General features: G+C 63.6%; 13 protein-coding genes. 9 read left to right on the top strand and 4 right to left on the bottom strand.

The window, feature by feature from the left end; all coding sequences use genetic code 11:
* Positions 1-95 precede the first annotated feature (95 nt).
* The gene (locus tag EWM57_RS09860) at positions 96-1,685 is read left to right on the top strand and encodes a hypothetical protein (protein WP_129920977.1); all 1,590 of its coding nucleotides are present in this window, start codon (positions 96-98) and stop codon (positions 1,683-1,685) included.
* 94 nt (positions 1,686-1,779) lie between these two features.
* Positions 1,780-2,307 carry a DUF4252 domain-containing protein gene (locus EWM57_RS09855; RefSeq protein WP_165370474.1) on the top strand — a complete coding sequence of 176 codons (528 nt, stop codon included), beginning with the start codon at positions 1,780-1,782 and terminating at the stop codon, positions 2,305-2,307.
* Positions 2,308-2,569: 262 nt separating this feature from the next.
* Here EWM57_RS09855 and EWM57_RS21830 read toward each other — a convergent pair whose 3' ends face one another.
* Complete coding sequence (locus tag EWM57_RS21830) at positions 2,570-4,024, bottom strand: OmpA family protein (RefSeq protein ID WP_129920975.1); 1,455 nt, start codon at positions 4,022-4,024, stop codon at positions 2,570-2,572.
* A 296-nt stretch (positions 4,025-4,320) separates the two neighbouring features.
* Positions 4,321-5,622 (bottom strand): aminopeptidase P N-terminal domain-containing protein, encoded by a 1,302-nt coding sequence (locus EWM57_RS09845; RefSeq protein ID WP_129920974.1) that lies wholly within the window; start codon positions 5,620-5,622, stop codon positions 4,321-4,323.
* 166 nt (positions 5,623-5,788) lie between these two features.
* On the opposite strand from EWM57_RS09845, the gene EWM57_RS09840 reads away from it, so the two are divergent.
* From EWM57_RS09840 to EWM57_RS09830, 3 genes are all read left to right on the top strand, one after another.
* Complete coding sequence (locus tag EWM57_RS09840; protein ID WP_129920973.1) at positions 5,789-6,817, top strand: glycosyltransferase family 9 protein; 1,029 nt, start codon at positions 5,789-5,791, stop codon at positions 6,815-6,817.
* A gap of 198 nt (positions 6,818-7,015) precedes the next feature.
* Positions 7,016-8,248, top strand: a complete 1,233-nt coding sequence (locus tag EWM57_RS09835; protein ID WP_129920972.1) for a M16 family metallopeptidase — start codon at positions 7,016-7,018, stop codon at positions 8,246-8,248.
* A gap of 4 nt (positions 8,249-8,252) precedes the next feature.
* Complete coding sequence (locus EWM57_RS09830; protein ID WP_129920971.1) at positions 8,253-9,137, top strand: YDG/SRA domain-containing protein; 885 nt, start codon at positions 8,253-8,255, stop codon at positions 9,135-9,137.
* Positions 9,138-9,206: 69 nt separating this feature from the next.
* Here EWM57_RS09830 and EWM57_RS09825 read toward each other — a convergent pair whose 3' ends face one another.
* Positions 9,207-10,070: an aldo/keto reductase gene (locus tag EWM57_RS09825; RefSeq protein ID WP_129920970.1), complete on the bottom strand. Its 864-nt coding sequence runs from the start codon at positions 10,068-10,070 to the stop codon at positions 9,207-9,209.
* Between the two features lie 170 nt (positions 10,071-10,240).
* Here EWM57_RS09825 and EWM57_RS09820 point away from each other — a divergent pair, with 170 nt between their 5' ends.
* From EWM57_RS09820 to EWM57_RS09800, 4 genes are all read left to right on the top strand, one after another.
* The gene (locus tag EWM57_RS09820; RefSeq protein ID WP_129920969.1) at positions 10,241-10,891 is read left to right on the top strand and encodes an O-methyltransferase; all 651 of its coding nucleotides are present in this window, start codon (positions 10,241-10,243) and stop codon (positions 10,889-10,891) included.
* 95 nt (positions 10,892-10,986) lie between these two features.
* On the top strand, positions 10,987-13,971 hold the full coding sequence (locus EWM57_RS21140) for an outer membrane beta-barrel protein (protein ID WP_165370473.1): 2,985 nt from the start codon (positions 10,987-10,989) through the stop codon (positions 13,969-13,971).
* A 346-nt stretch (positions 13,972-14,317) separates the two neighbouring features.
* Positions 14,318-16,582 (top strand): LysM peptidoglycan-binding domain-containing protein, encoded by a 2,265-nt coding sequence (locus EWM57_RS09805; protein ID WP_129920968.1) that lies wholly within the window; start codon positions 14,318-14,320, stop codon positions 16,580-16,582.
* A 20-nt stretch (positions 16,583-16,602) separates the two neighbouring features.
* Complete coding sequence (locus tag EWM57_RS09800) at positions 16,603-17,370, top strand: LysM peptidoglycan-binding domain-containing protein (RefSeq protein ID WP_129920967.1); 768 nt, start codon at positions 16,603-16,605, stop codon at positions 17,368-17,370.
* Between the two features lie 80 nt (positions 17,371-17,450).
* Here EWM57_RS09800 and EWM57_RS09795 read toward each other — a convergent pair.
* Positions 17,451-18,347 (bottom strand): DUF4249 domain-containing protein (locus tag EWM57_RS09795; RefSeq protein WP_129920966.1); only part of this gene is annotated, 897 nt, incomplete at its 5' end.

The following is an 18,347-nucleotide window of genomic DNA, read 5'->3' as shown; positions in this document are numbered from 1 at the left end:
GAAGCCGCGCGAATTATCGGGCGCGGGAGGTGACTTTGCCGGGGCTTCGTCGTATCTTACTAAGCGCCACGCCGTCAGTAGTGGCTCTCCCCGCTATGAAACACGCTCTACTCGCCCTCCTGCTGGTGCTGGCCGGGTCCCTGGCTGGCTCGGCCCAACGCCGGCAATCTGCCAAGCTGCCCCCGGCCAACGCCCCTACCCAACCGGCCCGCCTCGAGTTGGATTTGCACCCCTTCAACAGTGAAGTGCACGTGCAGGTGCTGCCCGAAGACAGCAGCGCCGTGCTGCTGGTCGAGCGGGAAAGCGGGGGACTGCGCCGCGGAAAGTTCAGCTTCCAGAAGCTCAACCACGCCCTGCAGCCCGGCTGGACCAAGGCCCTGGACGTGCCCGTCGGCTTCGAGCTCACCGACCTCTGCGCCGAGGAGCCCATGGTCTACGCCCTGTTTCAGGACAGCAGCCCCGGCCACCGGCTGTGGGTGGCCGCGTTGAATAGCCGCTCGGGGGAAATCACCACCACCACTTTCGATACCAAGACCAGCCGGGAAATCTACGAAACCAAGGCCCTGGGCGGCAATCTGTTCGTGACGGTGCAGGTGGAGCAGCACGTGACGGTACTGCTGCTGAATCTGCGCACGGGCCAGCTCCAGTTTCTGCCCTCGGTGTATGAGGAGATTCCCGCGGCCCTCACCTTCACGGCCGACTCCATCAGCAAGCGGGCCAAGTTCGTGGTCAGCCAATCAAACGGGTTTAAGTCGCGCCTGCAGGTCAAGCAGCTTTCGCCCCAGGGCCAGCTGCTGCGCACCGACTACGTGCAGGCGGCCAGCGACCGGGGCCTGCTCACGGCCCAGCTCAGCCCCGGCGACACCACCGAGCGGCTGCTGACCGGCACCTACACCCTGCGCGACTCCCGCTACTCCCAGGGCCTGTTCGCCACCGATTTGTCGGCCGGCGTGACGCCCAGCGGGGCCCGGGAGTCGCTGCGGTTTTATGACTTTTTCAACCTCAAGCACTTTTTCGACTTTATGCACCCGGCCCGGGAGGCGCGGTTTCGGCAGCGCGGGGAGCGGCGCCGGGCCACGGCGGGGGAGTTTCGGCTGCACTACCGCCTGTTAATGCACGACTTGGTGCCCTTCCAGAACGGCTACGTGCTGGTGGCGGAAGTGTATTACCCGCATTACCAGGGCAACACCTACGGCTTCAACCCCGGCTTTGGCTACGGGCCGGGCTACGGCTACAACCGGGGTTACAACTACCTGCTGAACCGCACCCGCGGCTTCGAGCAGTACACCACCACCCACGCCATCGTTTGCGGCTTCGACCGCAGGGGCAACCTGTTGTGGGACAATACCTTCGTTTTGAAAGACGTCAAGAGTCACGACCTGGTGGCTACCGTGCGCCTGCGCCCCCTGCCCGACGGCAAGCGGCTGGCGCTGGCTTACCTCGACGAGGACGTTATCCGCTACAAGATTATCGACCGGACGGCCTCCTCGCCCAACGACCTGAGCGTGCCGATTCAAACCACCACGGCCGCGTCCAAGAACCCGGAAAAGCCGTCCTCCACCAGCGACGGGGACTTGCAGGCCTGGTACGGCAACCGGTTTCTGGCCTATGGCTTTCAGCATGTGCGCGTGGAAGGCGGACAGGATCGAGACGTGTTTTTCGTTAATGCCGTGGCGTTTGAGTGATTCCAACGGCCGGCCTGAATCTGCGTAGAGGGTAGCAGTTCGTATTTTTCACTCTCTTTACGCCATGAAAATCCGCCTGCTTACCTTTTTCGCTATGGCCGCTCTGTTGGCCGTGACCAGCTGCCGCAGCGCCGGCCCCGGCCAGCCCGCCAAGACCGTAGACCAGTTTTTCCGCAAGTACGAGGGCCGCTCCGGCTTTAAAGTCAACGACTGGTCGGCGGGCCTCACCACCCGGCTGCTGCTGATGAAAGTCGGCAGCCTCGGCGGCGAAAACTCCGTGACCCAGGCTTTGTCGGCGGTGCGCAGCGTGAAGGTGCTCACCTTCGTGCCCTCGTCGAGCAGCGCCCGGCAGTTGGTGGCCGATGGGCTCAACAAGGAAGTGGACGGGTTGCTGGCCAGTGAGCGGTACACGCCCCTGCCGGTTACGGAGTCGGGCACGGCCGTGCTGCGCTACGCCGCCCGCCAGCAGGGCGACAAAGTGCAGGAAGTAGTGGCTACCGGCAACGTGGATGGCGCCCCCGAATCGTTTATGCTGGTGGCTATTTCCGGCAACTTCACCCAGGACCAGCTCCAGCAGCTGGTTAAGTTTCTGCCCAAGGTGAAGTCCGAAATCAGCAAATAACTTTCCTTAGTCCGTCACCGAAACCCCCAAAGGGACTGCCGCCCGGCAGTCCCTTTTTTCTTGGCAGCCGTTCCAGCGTAACCAGTCTGAGCCGTCGGCCCGACCGGGGGCGCAGGAGGCTAAGCCGCCAGCCGCACGGCTATGCATGAGTACGCCAGGCAGCATCAGCGAAGAGCTAAATCCGGCGGGGTACGGCAAGCTTGCTCACAAAAAAAGACCCTCGCCGGGCTGGCGAGGGTCTTTTTGCTGTACCGCGACGTCTTTACAGAGCCGGGGCCGGGGTGGTGAAGAACTCGAACTTGAATTCCACGCGGCGGTTTTTGGCCATGCCGGCCGCCGAAGTGTTCGGAGCAGCGGGCTCACTCTCGCCGTGGCCTTCGGTTACGATACGGCTCGGGTCGAGCTTGCGGGCCGTGAAGTAGCGCTTCACCGAGGCGGCGCGGCGCTCCGAAAGACCCTGGTTGTACTCGTCGGTACCGCGGCTGTCGGCGTGGCCCGTGATGCGCAGGCTGTACTCGGGGTGGTCCTGGAGGGCTTTCACCATCTTGTTCAGGGCCGGATATGAGCTTCGCTCAATCACGGTGCTGTTGGTTTTGAACCGCACCGGCACTTCGAGGCGCTGAATGGCGGGGTCCACGACCATGGGGCAGCCCGTCGAGTCGACGCGGGCGCCAGCGGGGGTACCGGGGCATTTGTCCACGTTATCGGGCACGCCGTCACCGTCCTGATCCAGCACCAGCGGGCAGCCATTGTCATCAACCTGAGTACCGGCCGGGGTGTCGGGGCACTTGTCGTTGGCATCCGTCACGCCGTCGTTGTCGGCATCGGGGCAGCCTTTGAGCTCGGCTTTGCCGGCCACGTCGGGGCAGGCGTCGTCACCGTCGCGCACGCCGTCGCCGTCCCGGTCGGGGCAGCCTTCCAGCGCCGCCAGACCTTTTTCGGTCGGACACTTATCCTGGTAATCCGGCACCCCATCGGCGTCGCCGTCGAGGGGGCAACCGTTTTCGTCGACGGCCACGCCGGTGGGCGTATCGGGGCACTTGTCCTTACGGTCGGGCACGCCGTCCTGGTCGGTGTCCTTGGCTTTGCCAAAAGCAACCGTCAGGCCCACGGTGTGCTGCAGGTACCGGTCGTCAATCTTGTTTTCGTCGCGGTTGGGCTCGCCGTCGAGGTTGGCGTTGAGCGGAATGTGCTGGCCGGTTTGCACGAACAGCCCCACGGCGTCGCTGAGGCGGAAGTTGATGCCGGCCGCGCCAAAGGCGTCGAAGTAGATTTTGTCTTCATCGACGCGCACCGTACGGACCTGGCCTTCGCGGCTGGTGTAAGCGAAGCCCGGGGCCAGCAGCAGGTAGGGCTGCACCACGGCGTCTTCCTTCAGGGCCCAGCCGTTGTTGAGCTTGAGCTTCAGAGCCAGGTTCACGTTCACCACGTTGGTGGCGAAGAACGTAGCGGCATCCTTGGTGCCCTTGAGCTCCACGTAGCTGCCCTGCAGGCCCAGGTCGAGGCCCGGGGTGAGGTAGCGGTTGATGCTGATGCCGGGACCATACGCGTTACGGTCCCACTTCCAGAAGTCGGAACCGAGGCTGCCCTTATACTGGTACGCGCTGCCATAGAGGCTCAGGGCCGTTTTACGGTCGGCCGTCTGCGCGTGCCCGCGCGGGGCCGCCGCCAGCAGCGTCAGTCCCAGGGCCAGAAAGGAGGTTAGATTGTGTTTCATGAGCACGGAATTTGGGTGAGAGAATTCACTCTGCCGCCGCCCAGCCCAAGGACCCGACAGCAAACATAGTAACACGCCTATACTTATTGTCCGGGATAAAGTTGCGGCCGAGTTCCGCGTTTAGAGCCCGCCAGTGGCATTTTCGGGGCCTTGTCGGCTGTTGCTCAGGAAGTCGCGACCGGGCATTTTTTTGTAAAAAAACCAGGAGTTGGCACTTTACCCAGGCTGCCAAACACGAAAAAGGGCCACCCGATTGCCGGGTGGCCCTTCTGTTTAGTATGCGGTTTGGCCAGCCCTTACTTCTGCCGGGCTTCGCGCATGAGGCGCTCGATGTCGTCGGCCTCCAGCGGAATGTTTTTCATCAGATCCTCGGGCTGGGAGCGGGTGATGAGAATGTCGTTTTCGAGGCGGATGCCCAGGCCTTCCTCGCGGATGTAGATGCCCGGCTCGCAGGTGTAGACCATGCCCGGCTCGAAGGTGCGGTACTTGGCGCCCACGTCGTGCACATCGAGGCCCAGGTAGTGGCTGGTGCCGTGCATGAAGTACTTCTTGTAGAGCGGGGCCGAGGGGTCTTGGTTGAGCACGTCGTTGGCATTGAGCAGGTCGAGCTTGATGAGCTCCTGTTCCATGGTGCGGCCCACTTCGGCGTGGTAGTCCTCGATGTTGTTGCCGGCAATCAGGCGGGAAGTGGCAAACTTCATGACCCGCAGCACGGCCTCGTACACGTCGCGCTGCCGCTTGGTGAAGGTGCCGTTGACGGGAATGGAGCGCGACAAGTCCGCGGCGTAGTTGGCGTACTCGGCGCCGAAGTCGAGCAGCAGCACGTCGCCGTCCTTGCACTCCCGGTCGTTGCTCACGTAGTGCAGAATGCAGGCATTGGCGCCCGAGGCAATGATGCTGCCGTAGGCCGGCCCGCGGCTGCGGTTGCGCAGAAACTCGTGGTACAGCTCGGCTTCAATTTCGTATTCCCACACGCCGGGCTGCACGAAGCCCAGCACCCGGCGAAAGGCCTTCTCGGTGATGTTGGCCGCCTCCTGCATCAGCCGGATTTCCTCCTGGCTCTTGATGGCCCGCAGCTGGTGCATGATGGGCGCCACGCGGCGGTACTGGTGCAGCGGGTAGGCGGCCCGCAACTCCTTGCCCCGGCGGGCGTCCCGGGTTTCGACCTCCACCACGGCCCGGATGTGCTCATTCGTGTTGAGGTACACGTTTTCGGCCTCGTTCATCAGCGCGGGTAGCACCTGCTCAAACGAGTCGAGCCACATGATGGTACGGACCCCGGATTGGGCGCGGGCCTCGTCTTTGGTCAGCTTGTAGCCTTCCCAGACCAGGATATGGTCACTGGTTTCCTTCAGAAACAGGATTTCGCGGTACTGGGGCAGCTTCGCGTCGGGGAAGATGACGAGGATGCTTTCCTCCTGGTCCACGCCGGAGAGGTAGAACAGGTCGTTGTTTTGCCGGAAGGCCATGTGCCCGTCGGCATTGGTCGGCATCACGTCGTTGGAGTGGAAAATGGCCAGCGAGGCGGCGGGCAGCTGCTGGACGAAATTGCGGCGGTTTTGTATGAACAGTTCGGGCGAGATGGGGCCGTAGCGCATAGCAGGGGGCTTGGGGTGAAAGACAAGGGACGCGCCGGGCAGGGGCGGGCTGCAAGTTAAAAGAAAGCCGAGCAGCGCGAAGGCGGCGGCCGGTTTTGTCTAGTTGCGGCGGCACTTCTATTAACCCCACATCCTGCGTAGTTTTGCCGTTCCCTTCGCCTCGTTCATGCCCGCACCCTCGCCTTCTTCCCGCGCCATTCTGCTGATTCAGACGGCCTTTATCGGCGACGTGATTCTGGCCACGGCCCTGCTGGAATACCTGCACCAGACCGAGCCCGACACGCCCGTCGATTTTCTGGTCCGCAAGGGCAACGAGGGACTGCTGCGCCACCATCCGCACGTGCGGCAGGTGCTGATCTGGGACAAAAAGCACAGCAAGTATCCCGGCCTGTGGCGGCTGCTCCGGCAAATTCGGGCCACCGGCTACGACCGGGTTGTGACGCTCCAGCGCTTTGCCTCTACGGGCCTGCTGACGGCCTTTTCCGGGGCTCGGCAGCGCATTGGCTTCGATAAAAACCCATTTTCCTTCGGCTTCACCCGGGTGGTGCCCCACATCATCGGGGCCGGCATCCACGAGGTGTCGCGCAACCTGCACTTGCTCGACCCGGCCGCGGAGGTGCCCCTGACCCCGCCCCGCCTCTACCCTCCCGCCGCCGACGAGGCCGCCGCGGCGCCCTACGCCGCCGTGGGGCCCTATATCTGCCTTGCGCCCACCTCGGTGTGGTTCACGAAGCAATTTCCCCAAGAGCAGTGGGTGAAGCTGCTGCGGGCCCTGCCGCCCAAGTACACCGTGTATCTAATCGGCGGCCCCCCCGACGCCGACGCCTGCGCCAGCCTGCTGGCCGAAAGCGGGCTGCCCCAGGTGGTGAATCTGGCCGGTAAGCTCTCCTTATTAGCCTCGGCGGCGCTGATGCGGGGCGCGGTGCTTAACTACGTCAACGACTCGGCCCCGATGCACTTATGCTCGGCCCAGGGCGCGCCCACCTGCGCGGTGTACTGCTCCACGGTGCCTTACTTCGGCTTTGGCCCCCTGAGCCCGTTTGCGCGGGTGGTAGAGCTGGCCGAGGAACTCGAATGCCGCCCCTGCGGCCTGCACGGCTACCGCCAGTGCCCACTCAACCACTTTTACTGCGCCCACGGCATCCAAACCAGCCAGTTGCTGGCCGTGCTGGCCGAGGCGGAGGCGGTGAAATAGTGAGGTGGTGAAATGGTGAGTTGATGTTCAGCCGGCGCCAGTGGCGCATGTAGCGCAAACAGAACGTCAACCCACCATTTCACAATTTCACCATCTCACCGCTCGTACCTTTGCAACTACCGGCCGGGCCGCCCGGTTATAGGGGCGGGGTGGCAACGTCCAAGAACCCAGGCACCCCGGACTCCAAGACCCAACTCAATGTCTGAATACGATTTTCACGAATACCCCAACGGCATCCGCTTGCTCCACAAGCAGGTGCCGCATACCAAGATTGCGCACTGCGGCTTCCTGCTTGACATTGGCTCCCGCGACGAAAAACCCCACCAGCAGGGCCTGGCCCATTTCTGGGAGCACATGGCCTTCAAGGGCACCGAGAAGCGCCGCTCGTTTCACATCCTGAACCGGCTCGAAACCGTGGGCGGGGAGCTGAACGCCTACACCACCAAGGAGAAAATCTGCTTCTACGCCTCCCTGCTCAGCACCCACTTCGAGCGGGCCTTTGAGCTGCTGACCGACCTGACCTTCAACTCCGTGTTTCCGGAGCGCGAAATCGAGAAGGAGCGCACCGTGATTCTGGAGGAGATGAGCATGTACCAGGACGCCCCCGAGGACGCCATCATTGACGACTTCGACACCGTGGTGTACGGGCAGCATTCCCTGGGCCACAACATTCTGGGTACCCGCCAGAGCGTGACCGACTTCCAGCAGGCTGACTTCCGGCAGTTTCTGGCCGAAAACGTGCGCACCGACCGGCTGGCGTTTTCCTCGGTGAGCAACCTGCCTTTTTCCGAGGTCAAGAAGCTGGCCGATAAGTACCTGGCTCCGTTGCCGGCCCGGCTCGGTGCCCGGCCCCGCATGCCGTTTACCAGCTACCAGCGCACCGAGCAGCTCGAGCGGCGCTCCATCACCCAGGCCCACTGCCTGATCGGGGGGCCGGCCTACGCCATCAAGGACCCGCGGCGGGTGCCGTTTTTCATGCTCAACAACATCCTGGGCGGCCCCGGCATGAACTCCCGCCTGAATCTGGGCGTGCGCGAAAAACACGGCCTGGTGTATTCCATCGACTCTACCTACAGCCCCTATACCGATACGGGCCTGTTCGGCATCTACTTCGGCACCGAGAAAAACCAGGTCAAGCGCACCATTGGCTTGGTCCAGAAGGAGCTCAAGCTGCTGCGCGAAAAACCACTCGGCACCAGCCAGCTCCACACGGCCAAGGAGCAGCTCATGGGCCAGCTGGCCATGGCCGAGGAAAGTAATGGCGGGCTGATGCAGCTGCTGGGCAAAAGCACCCTGGACCTGGGTCGGGTCGAGTCCATCAACGAAATCTTCGCCCAGATCCGCAGCATCTCGGCCAACCAGCTCTGCGACCTGGCCAATGAGGTCTTGCACGAGGACAACCTGAGCGTGCTGCAGTATTTGCCGGAGTAACGTTATGGCAAAAGCTCCTGCTCCTATTGTGTTGGGTGCCATTGCAGGTGTGCTGCCTGGTCATGAGTTCCGCAACCGCAAGGAGGTCAAGGCCGCCGGGCTCCACCGGGATTGGGTCAAGGGGATTTCGCACCTGATGGGTAACCCAGCGGAAGCCATTGTACTGTCCGGAGGCTACGAGGACGATTTTGACGCTGGGGGCACTATTTTGTATACTGGCGAAGGCGGCAATCAGGATAAGAAGCAAGTTGCTGATCAAACACTGATGGGCGGAAACCTATCCTTACACTTAAGCTTTACTAACAAGACGCCCGTCCGAGTAATCCGTAAAATACGCAGCAAGAGCCTCGGAGACTATTACCAATACGCCGGTCTATACAGTGTTACCTCTTGCGAATATCAGCGAGGTCGTTCCGGCTTTATGATTTGGCGTTTCCTTCTAGAGCAAATTGAGTCTGAAGAGCTCCAGGCAGCAACAGTAACTCCAGAAGATGCAGTCGCTGAGCGAGCAGCTCTGTACACGCCCGTACCCCGTCGCATCACTACTGCTGCTCGGTTAGTGCGGGATACGAGAGTGATGCGCCGAGTTAAAGATTTGTACGAGTATCACTGTCAGGTTTGCGGTAATCAGCTGGCCAACGGGCGCAAGCTTTACGCCGAAGCCGCCCACGTACAGCCCTTGGGCTCACCCCACCACGGCCCAGACACGCTCAATAATTTACTATGCTTGTGTCCGAATCACCATGTGCTGTTGGATATGGGTGCTTGGAGTTTGGAGGACAATTTCAGCTTAGCTGGTTTGGCAGGCCAGCTTGTACTGCATCCGGCGCATGGCCTCCGCCCCGAATGGGCCCAGTATCACCGCCGGCATATTTTTCATAAAAACTAGTTACTCGTCAACTAAAAAGCCCCCGCAACTCGCGTCGCGGGGGCTTTTTCTTTACTCCAGCGCCAGCAGCTAGGCCGGGCTGATGTTATTGAGCGTCTGCATGTCCTCGGCCGAGAGCTGAATATCGGCCGTTTTCATGTTCTCTTCCAGGTGCTTCACCTTGGACGTGCCGGGGATGAGCAGGATGTTGGGCGAGTGGTGCAGCAGCCAGCTCAGAGCAATCTGCTGGGTCGTGGCCTGGTGCTTGGCGGCCAGCTGCCCCAGCGCCGCCAGGGCGTCGGCGTTGCCGCCGGCCAGCGGGTACCACGGAATAAAGGCCATGCCCTGCTCCCGGGTGTAAGTCAGCTCGGCTTCCCACTTGCGGTTGTCGACGCTGTACATGTTCTGCACCGACACGACTTTGACGTACTGCTGGGCCTTTTTGATCTGCTCCACCGTGACCTCCGACAGGCCGATGTGCTTGATCAGGCCCTGCTGCTGGGCTTTCTGCAAAAACTCCAGAGTGCGCTCAAACGGCACCTGCGGGTCGACGCGGTGGAGCTGGTAGAGGTCAATCTGCTCGAGCTTAAGGCGCTTCAAGCTGCCGTGCAGGGCTTCTTCCAGGTGCTTGGGACTGGCGTCGATGGGCCACTCGTTGGGGCCGGTGCGCAGCAGACCGCCCTTGGTACCGATAACCAGGTCGGCGGGGTACGGGTGCAGGGCTTCGGCAATGAGCTCCTCCGACACGTTGGGGCCGTAGCTGTCGGCCGTGTCGATGAAGTTGACGCCCAGCTCCACGGCCCGGCGCAGCACCCGGATAGACTCGTCGTGGTCGGCGGGCGGGCCCCAGATGCCGGCGCCGGTGATGCGCATGGCCCCATAGCCGAGGCGGTTCACCGTTTTGTCGCCGAGGGTAAACGTGGCGGGGTTGGTGGAAGTGGTTGGGGTAGACATGAAGAAAGTGCGTAAAGATGAAATGGCCAGCCCTGGGCCGGCTCGAATGAGGTGTTGAATAAGCCGCTTACCCACCCGATTGTTTGCCGCCCGCGCCCGACAACCGCCAAGCTCGACTGCCGCGGCGGCCGCCGGGCCCCTATCTTTGCCCCCTGACGCTCCTTCTACCCGTGCAATCCAACGACGACGAACTCCAGGCCTACGCTGAGGCCCACACCAGCCCCGAAACCGACCTGCTGCGCCGCCTCAACCGCGAAACCCACGTGCAGGTGCTGGCCCCGCGCATGCTCTCGGGGCAGCTCCAGGGCCGCCTGCTGAGCATGGTCAGCCACATGGTGCACCCGACCCGGATTCTGGAGCTGGGCACCTTTACCGGCTACTCGGCGCTGTGCTTAGCCGAGGGCCTGGCCCCGGATGGAGAGCTGCACACCGTGGAGCAAAACCCCGAGCAGGAAGACCGAATCCGCCGCTATCTGGCCGAGGCCGGCCTCACCGACCGGGTACAGCTGCACATCGGCGACGCGGCGGCCGTGCTGGCTGCGCTTCCGCCCCAGGCCTGGGACTTGGTGTTTATCGACGCCGACAAAATCAACAACGCCGTGTACTATGAGCTGGTGCTGCCCCAGGTGCGGCCCGGCGGCTTTATCCTCATCGACAACGTGCTCTGGAGCGGCAAGGTGCTGCCCTCCTACCCGCTTCGGGCCGCCGACAAGGACGCCCACGCCGTGCGGGCCTTCAACGACCTGGTGCAGCAGGACACGCGGGTGGAAAACGTGTTTCTGCCCCTGCGCGACGGGCTGCTGCTGGTCCGGAAGCGCTAAGCCCGGCGGGCCGGCGGCAATTCTTGCCCACCAAACTTAAACATTACCTGCGCGGGTGCGTCTAACCGGCTTGTGTACTCTTTAAGCTGGTAGTTATGAGAAAAGCGCTGTGGCTGCTATTCTGTCTGTTTTCGGTTTCCGGGGCGTGGGCCCAGAATTTATCCATTAGTGGCCGCGTCGTGGATGGCAAGGACCAGTCCCCGCTGATTGGCTCCAACGTGCTGCTCACCCACCTGCCCGACTCGGTGCGGCAGGGCGCCGCGGCCGATGCCAACGGCGCCTTTTCGTTTACCGGCCTCGCGCCGGGCCGCTACGTGCTGGCGGTTTCCTTTCTGAGCTACAACACCCTGCGCCGCCCCGTGGAGCTGGGCACGCAGCCCCTGAACCTGGGCGCCCTGACGCTGCAGAGCGGGGGCGCCGTGGCGTTGAAGGGCGTGGAAGTGGTGGGCCAGGCCGCCGCCGCCGTGCAGAAGGGCGACACGGCCCAGTACGACGCCCGGGCCTTCAAAACCAACCCCGACGCCAACGCCCAGGACCTGATTACCAAGATGCCCGGCGTCACGGTCACCGACGGCAAGGTGCAGGCCCAGGGCGAGCAGGTGCAGCGCATTCTGGTCGATGGCAAGGAGTTTTTCGGCTCCGACCCCGACGCCGTGCTCAAAAACCTGCCCGCCGAAGCCATCGACAAAATCCAGGTGTTTGACCGCCGCAGCGACCAGTCGGCCTTCACGGGCTTCAACGACGGCAACACCGAGAAAACCATCAACATCACCACCAAGCCCAGCTTCCGCAACGGGCAGTTTGGGCGCATCTTGGCCGGAGCCGGCCCCACCAGCGGCAGTACCAGCCTCAACGACGGCAAGTACCGGGTCAGCGGCAACCTGAACTCGTTCAAGGGCAGCCAGCGCCTGTCCATCGTGGCCCAGTCCAACAACGTGAACGAGCAGAACTTCGGCACCGACGACTTGCTCGGCGTTATTGGCACCTCGGCCCAGGGCGGGGGTGGCAACCGGGGCGGGGGCCCTCGCGGCGGACAAGGCGGGCAGGGCGGCAACCGCGGGGGAGGCGGTCAGGGCGGCGGGGGCAGCAGCGCCGGCAACTTTCTGGTAAACCAGACCGGCGGCATTTCCACCACCCACGCCATCGGCCTGAACTACTCCGACACCTGGAAGAAGAAAACCGACGTGCAGGCCAGCTACTTCTTCAACCTGAGCGACAACACCACCACTAGCACCACCAACCGCCTCTACAACGTGCTGGAGCAGGGCCGCAAGCTCGGCTACGACGAAACCTCCCGGGCCACGGCGCGCAACATCAACAACCGCTTCAGCCTGCGCCTGGAGCACAAGTTTGATACCCTAAACTCGATACTCTGGCAGCCGCGCTTCACCATGCAGCGCAACACCAGCACCAGCGGCCTCGATGGGCGCACTTTTCTGAGCGGCTCCTCCGACGTGCCCCAGACCATCCAGAGCACCAACAACAGCAGCTACAACTCGGCTCAGAACGGCATCACGCTCAACAACCAGGTGCTCTACCGCCACCGCTTCGCCCTGCGCGGGCGCACCTTCTCGCTGGGCGTGAATACGGCCTACAACAACCGCAACGCCGACAACTACCTGCTCTCCACCAGCATCGACAGCCTGGATTTCCCGCGCCGGGATGTTACCGCCACCAACCAGTACTCCCGCCTCGACCAGGTGGGCTGGAACTGGAACGTGAGTGCCAACTACACCGAGCCGCTGGGCCTGAAAAGCCAGCTGCAGGCCAACTACACGGTTTCCTACGCCCCCAACGACTCCGACAAGCGCACCTACGACCAGCTCGACGGCAACCGCACGCCCAACGAGGCGCTGAGCAACGTGTTTCGCAGCAACTACCTCACGAACTCGGCGGGCCTGACCTACCGCTACCAGTTCGAGAAGGTGGAGTGGGCCGCCGGCGCCTCGATGCAGCAGGCCAAGCTCGACAACGACCAGACCTTCCCCCGCGACCTGACCACCCGGCGCACGTTCTACAACGTGCTGCCCAACGCGACGCTGCAGTACAAGTTTTCGCGCCAGCAGAACCTGCGCCTGAACTACAACATGCGCACCCAGAACCCCAGCATCAGCCAGCTCCAGGAAGTGGTCAACAACTCCAACCAGCTTCAGATCCGGACCGGCAACCCCGACCTGGAGCAGGAGTACTCGCACAACCTGTTTCTGCGCTACTCCTCCTCCCAGCCCGAAACCTCGCGCTCCTTCTTCGCCCTGCTCGGCGGCTCCTACACCGACAACTACATCGGCAGCAGCACCACCATCCTGCAGCGGGCCCAGGACTTCGGCGGCGTGACCGTACCCGCCGGCGGCCAGATCACCCGGCCCGTGAACCTGAACAAGCAGTACTCGCTGCGCTCCTTTGCCAACTACACCCTGCCGCTGAAGGTCATCAAGTCGAACCTGAACCTGAACGCCAACGCGACCTTCTCCCAGACCCCGGGCATCGTGAACCTGGGTTTGAACTACAACCGCGCCCCTAGCTTCGGGCTGGGCGCGGTGCTGAGCTCCAACATCAGCCCCGAGCTGGACTTTACCCTCTCCTCGAACTCCAGCCAGACCTACGCCCGCAACACGCTGCTGAGCCAGAACAACAGCAACTACTTCCGCCAGAACACCACTTTGCGCCTGAACTGGATTCTGGTCAAGGGCGTCACGCTGCAAACCGACGTGAACCACGTGGCATACTCGGGCCTGACGGCGGGCTACAACCAAAGCTACGTGCTCTGGAACGCCAGCCTGGGCAAGAAGCTCTTTGCCAAGCAGCAGGGCGAAATCAAGCTCTACGCCTTTGACCTGTTGGGCCAGAACAACAGCATCAGCCGCAACATCACCGACGCCTACACTGAGGACGTGCGCACCAACATCCTGCAGCGCTACCTGATGCTGATGTTCACCTACAACATCCGCAACTTCAGCGGGGCCGGCCCCGCTGACGCGCCCCGGGAAGGCGGCGGGGAACGGCGCTTCGGCCCGCCCGGCGGCGGCCCCGGCGGCCCTCCTCCCGGGGGCGGCGGCGGAGGGGGTGGCTTCGGCGGCTAACGCCCTGGCCTGCCCGTCATCCTTCCGCAGGCGCAGGCGGCGCGAAGAACCTGCCTGCTTTGCGGAGCCAGCTCATTTTAATGGCTAATGCCCTTCTCCGTCGACGCGGGGAAGGGCTTATGTTTTCGGCCTGACCGGGCAGCAAGCCACCAGCCCTACTTGAGTTGTTGCATCGGGGGCCGTTGCAAAATATTTTGCCACGGCCCCCGATGCAACGACCTCGGGAGCAGAGCATATCGGGGATTTTGCGGCGTGGGACCCGTCATCCCCCGATTTTTCGCCTACTTTGTAGAGTCGGAATCTGGTGAGCTTCAGGAGTGCGCCCGGAATTCCGGCTTTGCTTTCTATGAAACGACTCTTACTCACGCTGCTCTGCGTGCTGCCGCTGCTGGCGGCCGGCCAGAATGCCGCGGTTCCCGCCGACCTCTACTTTGCCGGCCTGCACCTGCGCCTCACCGAGGGCGCCCGCAAGGCCGTCCAGCAGAAAGCCGACGCCCTGCGCAGTCACGCCGCCTCCTTCCAGGCCCGCGTGGCCCTCGCCGACGCCTACTTCCCGCTTATCGACCGGGTGTTTCAGGCCGAGGCCATGCCCCAGGATTTTCGCTACCTGGTGCTCCAGGAAAGCGGCCTGCAGGGCGAGGCCCAGTCGATTCACGACGCGGTGGGCTACTGGCAGTTCAAGCGCGAGTCGGCCACGGAGCTGGGCGTGGTCGTGAACGAGGCCGTGGATGAGCGCAAGCACATCGTGGTATCGTCGCGGGCGGCGGCCAAGTATTTTCTGCGCAGCAACGCCACGTTTCACAACTGGCTCAACACCCTGCTCAGCTACAACCTGGGCCTGACCGGGGCCAAGCCCTACACGCTGCCGACCGACTACAACGCCACCGAAATGCAGATTACGGAGCAGACCCACCCGTACATTCTGACGTTTTTGGCCCACAAAGTAGCCTACGAGCCCGTGTGCGGGCAAAATCCCAAGCCGGCCATGCTGCTCCAGGAGTTTCCGGCCCTGGCCGGGCAGCAGCTGCCGGCCCTGGCGGCTTCCCTGCAAACCGATGCCAACGAGCTGGCCAAGCACAACCGCTGGCTGCTGGCCGGCACGGCCGTGCCCGCCGACAAGCCCTACACGCTGCTGGTACCCGTCACGGACCCGATTCAGCTCACGGCCATGGCATCCCTGCAAAAAGCGACGGTGGGCGGCCAACTGCTGCACGAACCTACCGTGGACCCTCAAAACGCCGAATTCGTGCAGATCAACGGCCTGCGGGCCCTCATCGCCCTGCCGGGCGACACGAAGGAGAGCCTGGCGGAACGGGCCAAGCTGAAAATGCGCCGGTTCATGCAGTACAACGACCTGTTCGCCTTCGATAACATCGTGGTGGGCCAGCCCTACTTCACCCAGAAAAAGCGCGACAAGGCCGCCGTTGAGTACCACATTGCCCAGCCCGGGGAAAGCGTTTCCACGATTTCGCAGAAGTACGGGGTGCGGGCCAAGGCCATCTGGGCCAAAAACCGCATGCCCCGCAACGAGGAGCTACGCACGGGCCGCATTCTGTGGCTCCAGCACACCCGACCCAAGGAAGTTGCCATTGAGTATGCGCCCAGCAAGGACGCCGGGGCGGTAGCGGCCTTCGAGCGGCCCGCCGACGCCCAGCCTGCCCCGGCCGTCCCAACCGAGGCAGCCCGTAAGAAAGTCAAGATCAAGGTGAAGGACGAAGCCGAGGTCTACACCGGCCGCACCGCCGCCGACAGCCGCCTGATCGAGGACGCCACCGAAGCCGACTCGGCCGCAACTACCTCCACCGTCACCCAGCCCGAGAGCGTGACGGACGACCACATGGAAAACCTCAATGAGCTGCCCGCGGCCCAGGCTTCCAAGCCGGTTCCGGGCCCCGGCCGCCCGGCCCCGGCGCCGGCGCCGATGCGCAGCCCCGAGCCCGCCGCGGCCGGCAAAAAGCCTTTCCCCGCCTCCGCCCCCATTGCCGATGAGCCCAGCGACGAGCCCGACTCGGCCGAGCCGGTTCCGGTAAGCAAGCCCGCGGCCCCAGTACGTCAGGAAAGCCCCGCGCCGGCTCCGAAAGCCCCGGCCAAGCCCGTCCCGGCCGAAACGGTAAAGCCTGCCCCAGCGGCAGCAGTGGAGGCCGCCAAGCCGGCACCCGCGCCAGCCGCCCCGGCGCCCCGCCCGCTGCCCCCTACCGCTCCGGCGGCCCCCGTAGAGTCCGTGCCGGCTTCGGGCGTGCACGTGGTGCAGAAAAGTGAGAGCCTGTACGCCATTGCCCGCCGCTACGGCCTGCGTCCCGCCGACCTGATTGCCTGGAACAACCTGCCCCCGAATCCGTCATTGCGGCTGGGCCAAACGCTGCGCGTAGCCGCCCCGACGGCTCTGCCGGCCTCAGCCCCGGCGCCCACCGAGGCCAAACCCGCGGGCAGCACTGCCCCCGCCCCGGGCGCTGCCTTGGCCCCGGTGCGCCACAAGGTGCTGGCCGGTGAGTCGATGTACGGCATTTCCAAGCGCTACGGCGTCACCATCACGCAGATCATGGAGTGGAACAACAAGCCCGACTTCAGCGTGAAGCCCGGGGAGGAACTTCTGATTAAGCCGGTTAAATAAGTTTTCAATTGCCCGTTTTTATGCGTTTTCCCTTCCGCGGCCTGCTCGCCGGCGCCGCCCTGCTGACCGCCGCCCCCGCTGCCTGGGCCCAGCAGACGGCCCCCGCCGCCCTTTCCGATGATTCCGTGCGGGTGATGGCCACGCTGGTGCAGTCCAGTGTGCGGCAGTTGCGCGGCATCTACTTCGAGCCCAACGATGCCCGGGCCGTGCAGCTCATCGACGAAGCTCTGGTGAGCATTCCGGCCCTGAATCAGCGCCTGAGCCACTACACCGCCAGCCTGCCGCGGGAACAGCAGCAGCTTTTGGCCCAGCGTCTGCGCCAGCAGCCCTGGCAGATTGAGTTGCAGACCCTGATGCGCAGCCCGCAGTTTCGGGGCTTCGATGCCCGCGCCGCCAAGCAGCCCGAGCTGAAAGCGGCCGCCGAGCGGCTGCACGCCTCCGGCTTTGCGGGCACGGCCCGGGTGCAGGCCCCGCCTCCAGCAGCCCCCGAGCCCACCGGCACCATCGCCCTGCCGCCCGACAAGGCCCGCAAGCCGGCCCCGGCCGTGGCTCTGGTAAGTCCGAAAGCGCCGACCTCGGCTCAGTCAGTAGCTCCCGCTACCAAACCGGCCGCTCCCACTACCCCGGCTCCGGCCGCGGGCACGCGCCACACAGTTCAGAAAGGCGACACGCTCTTTGGCATCTGTCGGCAGTACGGCGTCACGCCGGCCCAGCTCCGGGCCTGGAACCACAAGTCCGACGACGGGGTCCGCATCGGGGAAGTACTGGTGCTCAGCGCCCCGCACTAGACGCCATCGAAGTCAGCCCAAACAAGAAAGGACGCCCAGGCAGGCGTCCTTTTTTGTTGCTTTTCACTGGTTCCGAACCGCTACGGCCAGAAGCTGGGCTTCACGTTGGTCCCGCGCTTGCGGCAGTCCACGCACTCGGCCGTGGAATAAGTATAGCTCCGCTGGGGAGAAATTTCATCAATTGGCACAAAGGTCCCGTCCCGGAAGAACACGTTCACCGGCAGCGGCGGCGGCCCCAGGGGAGGCGGATAGACAGTAAAGCCACAAACCTCGGCTTCGTAGCCGGTGATGGCGCGCCAGGTGGGCATAATCTGGGGCAGCTGCTTGTTGTCGATGAAGATTCGCTGCTGGGTCACCGATTGCGCCCCCACGAAGCCCAGCACCACCTCGTCGGGGTCCGAGAGGTTGTGCACGTTGCCCGTAACCTGGGTGGGTAGCGGGTCGTAGAGGCCCCCGATGTTTTCCGTCGTCTTGCGGATTTCCTCCCAGTAGGCGTATTCTTCGGGCGTCAGCGCGTACTGCCGCACCAGGATGCTGTACTTGATGGGCAGCTTTTTGGAAGTCGAGAGCAGAAACGTAAGCGGGTAGGCCGACACCACGTCCTGGTCGAGCTTAAGCGTGTTAGTGAGCCGTACTGAGCTGGAGCTTTCATTGCCCCAGCAGGTGAAAATATCCTCCGTGCGCAGCTGGATCCGGCCATCCTTGAGCTCGTAGTACGAATCGAAGGCCGAGCGAAACTGCCAGGTCTCGTCGTAAGTCCAGCGGTAGTAGCGGCTTTGCTTGGTGTCGTCGTGGGCGTGGGTGTAGATCTGCACCCGGTCGGTTTCGGCCTTCCAGGTCACGGAGTCGATGGGCGGGGTGGTTTTGACGGCCACAAAGTCGGAGCCGTACTCCTGCTCGCGGCCCGTGCGGATGCGCAGGCGCACCTTCGTGCCGGTGGCCAGCGCCAGACTGGCCGAGCGGTAGGTGCCGGGCTG

Origin of the sequence: Hymenobacter persicinus (genome assembly GCF_004167665.1) — a bacterium.
Classification (GTDB): domain Bacteria; phylum Bacteroidota; class Bacteroidia; order Cytophagales; family Hymenobacteraceae; genus Hymenobacter; species Hymenobacter persicinus.
The sequence above is the reverse complement of the archived record's forward strand: the minus strand, read 5'-3'. Positions and strand labels throughout refer to the sequence as shown.

Coding starts and splice junctions, on each gene's coding strand:
- EWM57_RS09860 (WP_129920977.1), top strand. CDS start 96: ATGAAACACGCTCTACTCGCCCTCCTGCTGGTGCTGGCCGGGTCCCTG.
- EWM57_RS09855 (WP_165370474.1), top strand. CDS start 1,780: ATGGCCGCTCTGTTGGCCGTGACCAGCTGCCGCAGCGCCGGCCCCGGC.
- EWM57_RS21830 (WP_129920975.1), bottom strand. CDS start 4,024: ATGAAACACAATCTAACCTCCTTTCTGGCCCTGGGACTGACGCTGCTG.
- EWM57_RS09845 (WP_129920974.1), bottom strand. CDS start 5,622: ATGCGCTACGGCCCCATCTCGCCCGAACTGTTCATACAAAACCGCCGC.
- EWM57_RS09840 (WP_129920973.1), top strand. CDS start 5,789: ATGCCCGCACCCTCGCCTTCTTCCCGCGCCATTCTGCTGATTCAGACG.
- EWM57_RS09835 (WP_129920972.1), top strand. CDS start 7,016: ATGTCTGAATACGATTTTCACGAATACCCCAACGGCATCCGCTTGCTC.
- EWM57_RS09830 (WP_129920971.1), top strand. CDS start 8,253: ATGGCAAAAGCTCCTGCTCCTATTGTGTTGGGTGCCATTGCAGGTGTG.
- EWM57_RS09825 (WP_129920970.1), bottom strand. CDS start 10,070: ATGTCTACCCCAACCACTTCCACCAACCCCGCCACGTTTACCCTCGGC.
- EWM57_RS21140 (WP_165370473.1), top strand. CDS start 10,987: ATGAGAAAAGCGCTGTGGCTGCTATTCTGTCTGTTTTCGGTTTCCGGG.
- EWM57_RS09805 (WP_129920968.1), top strand. CDS start 14,318: ATGAAACGACTCTTACTCACGCTGCTCTGCGTGCTGCCGCTGCTGGCG.
- EWM57_RS09800 (WP_129920967.1), top strand. CDS start 16,603: ATGCGTTTTCCCTTCCGCGGCCTGCTCGCCGGCGCCGCCCTGCTGACC.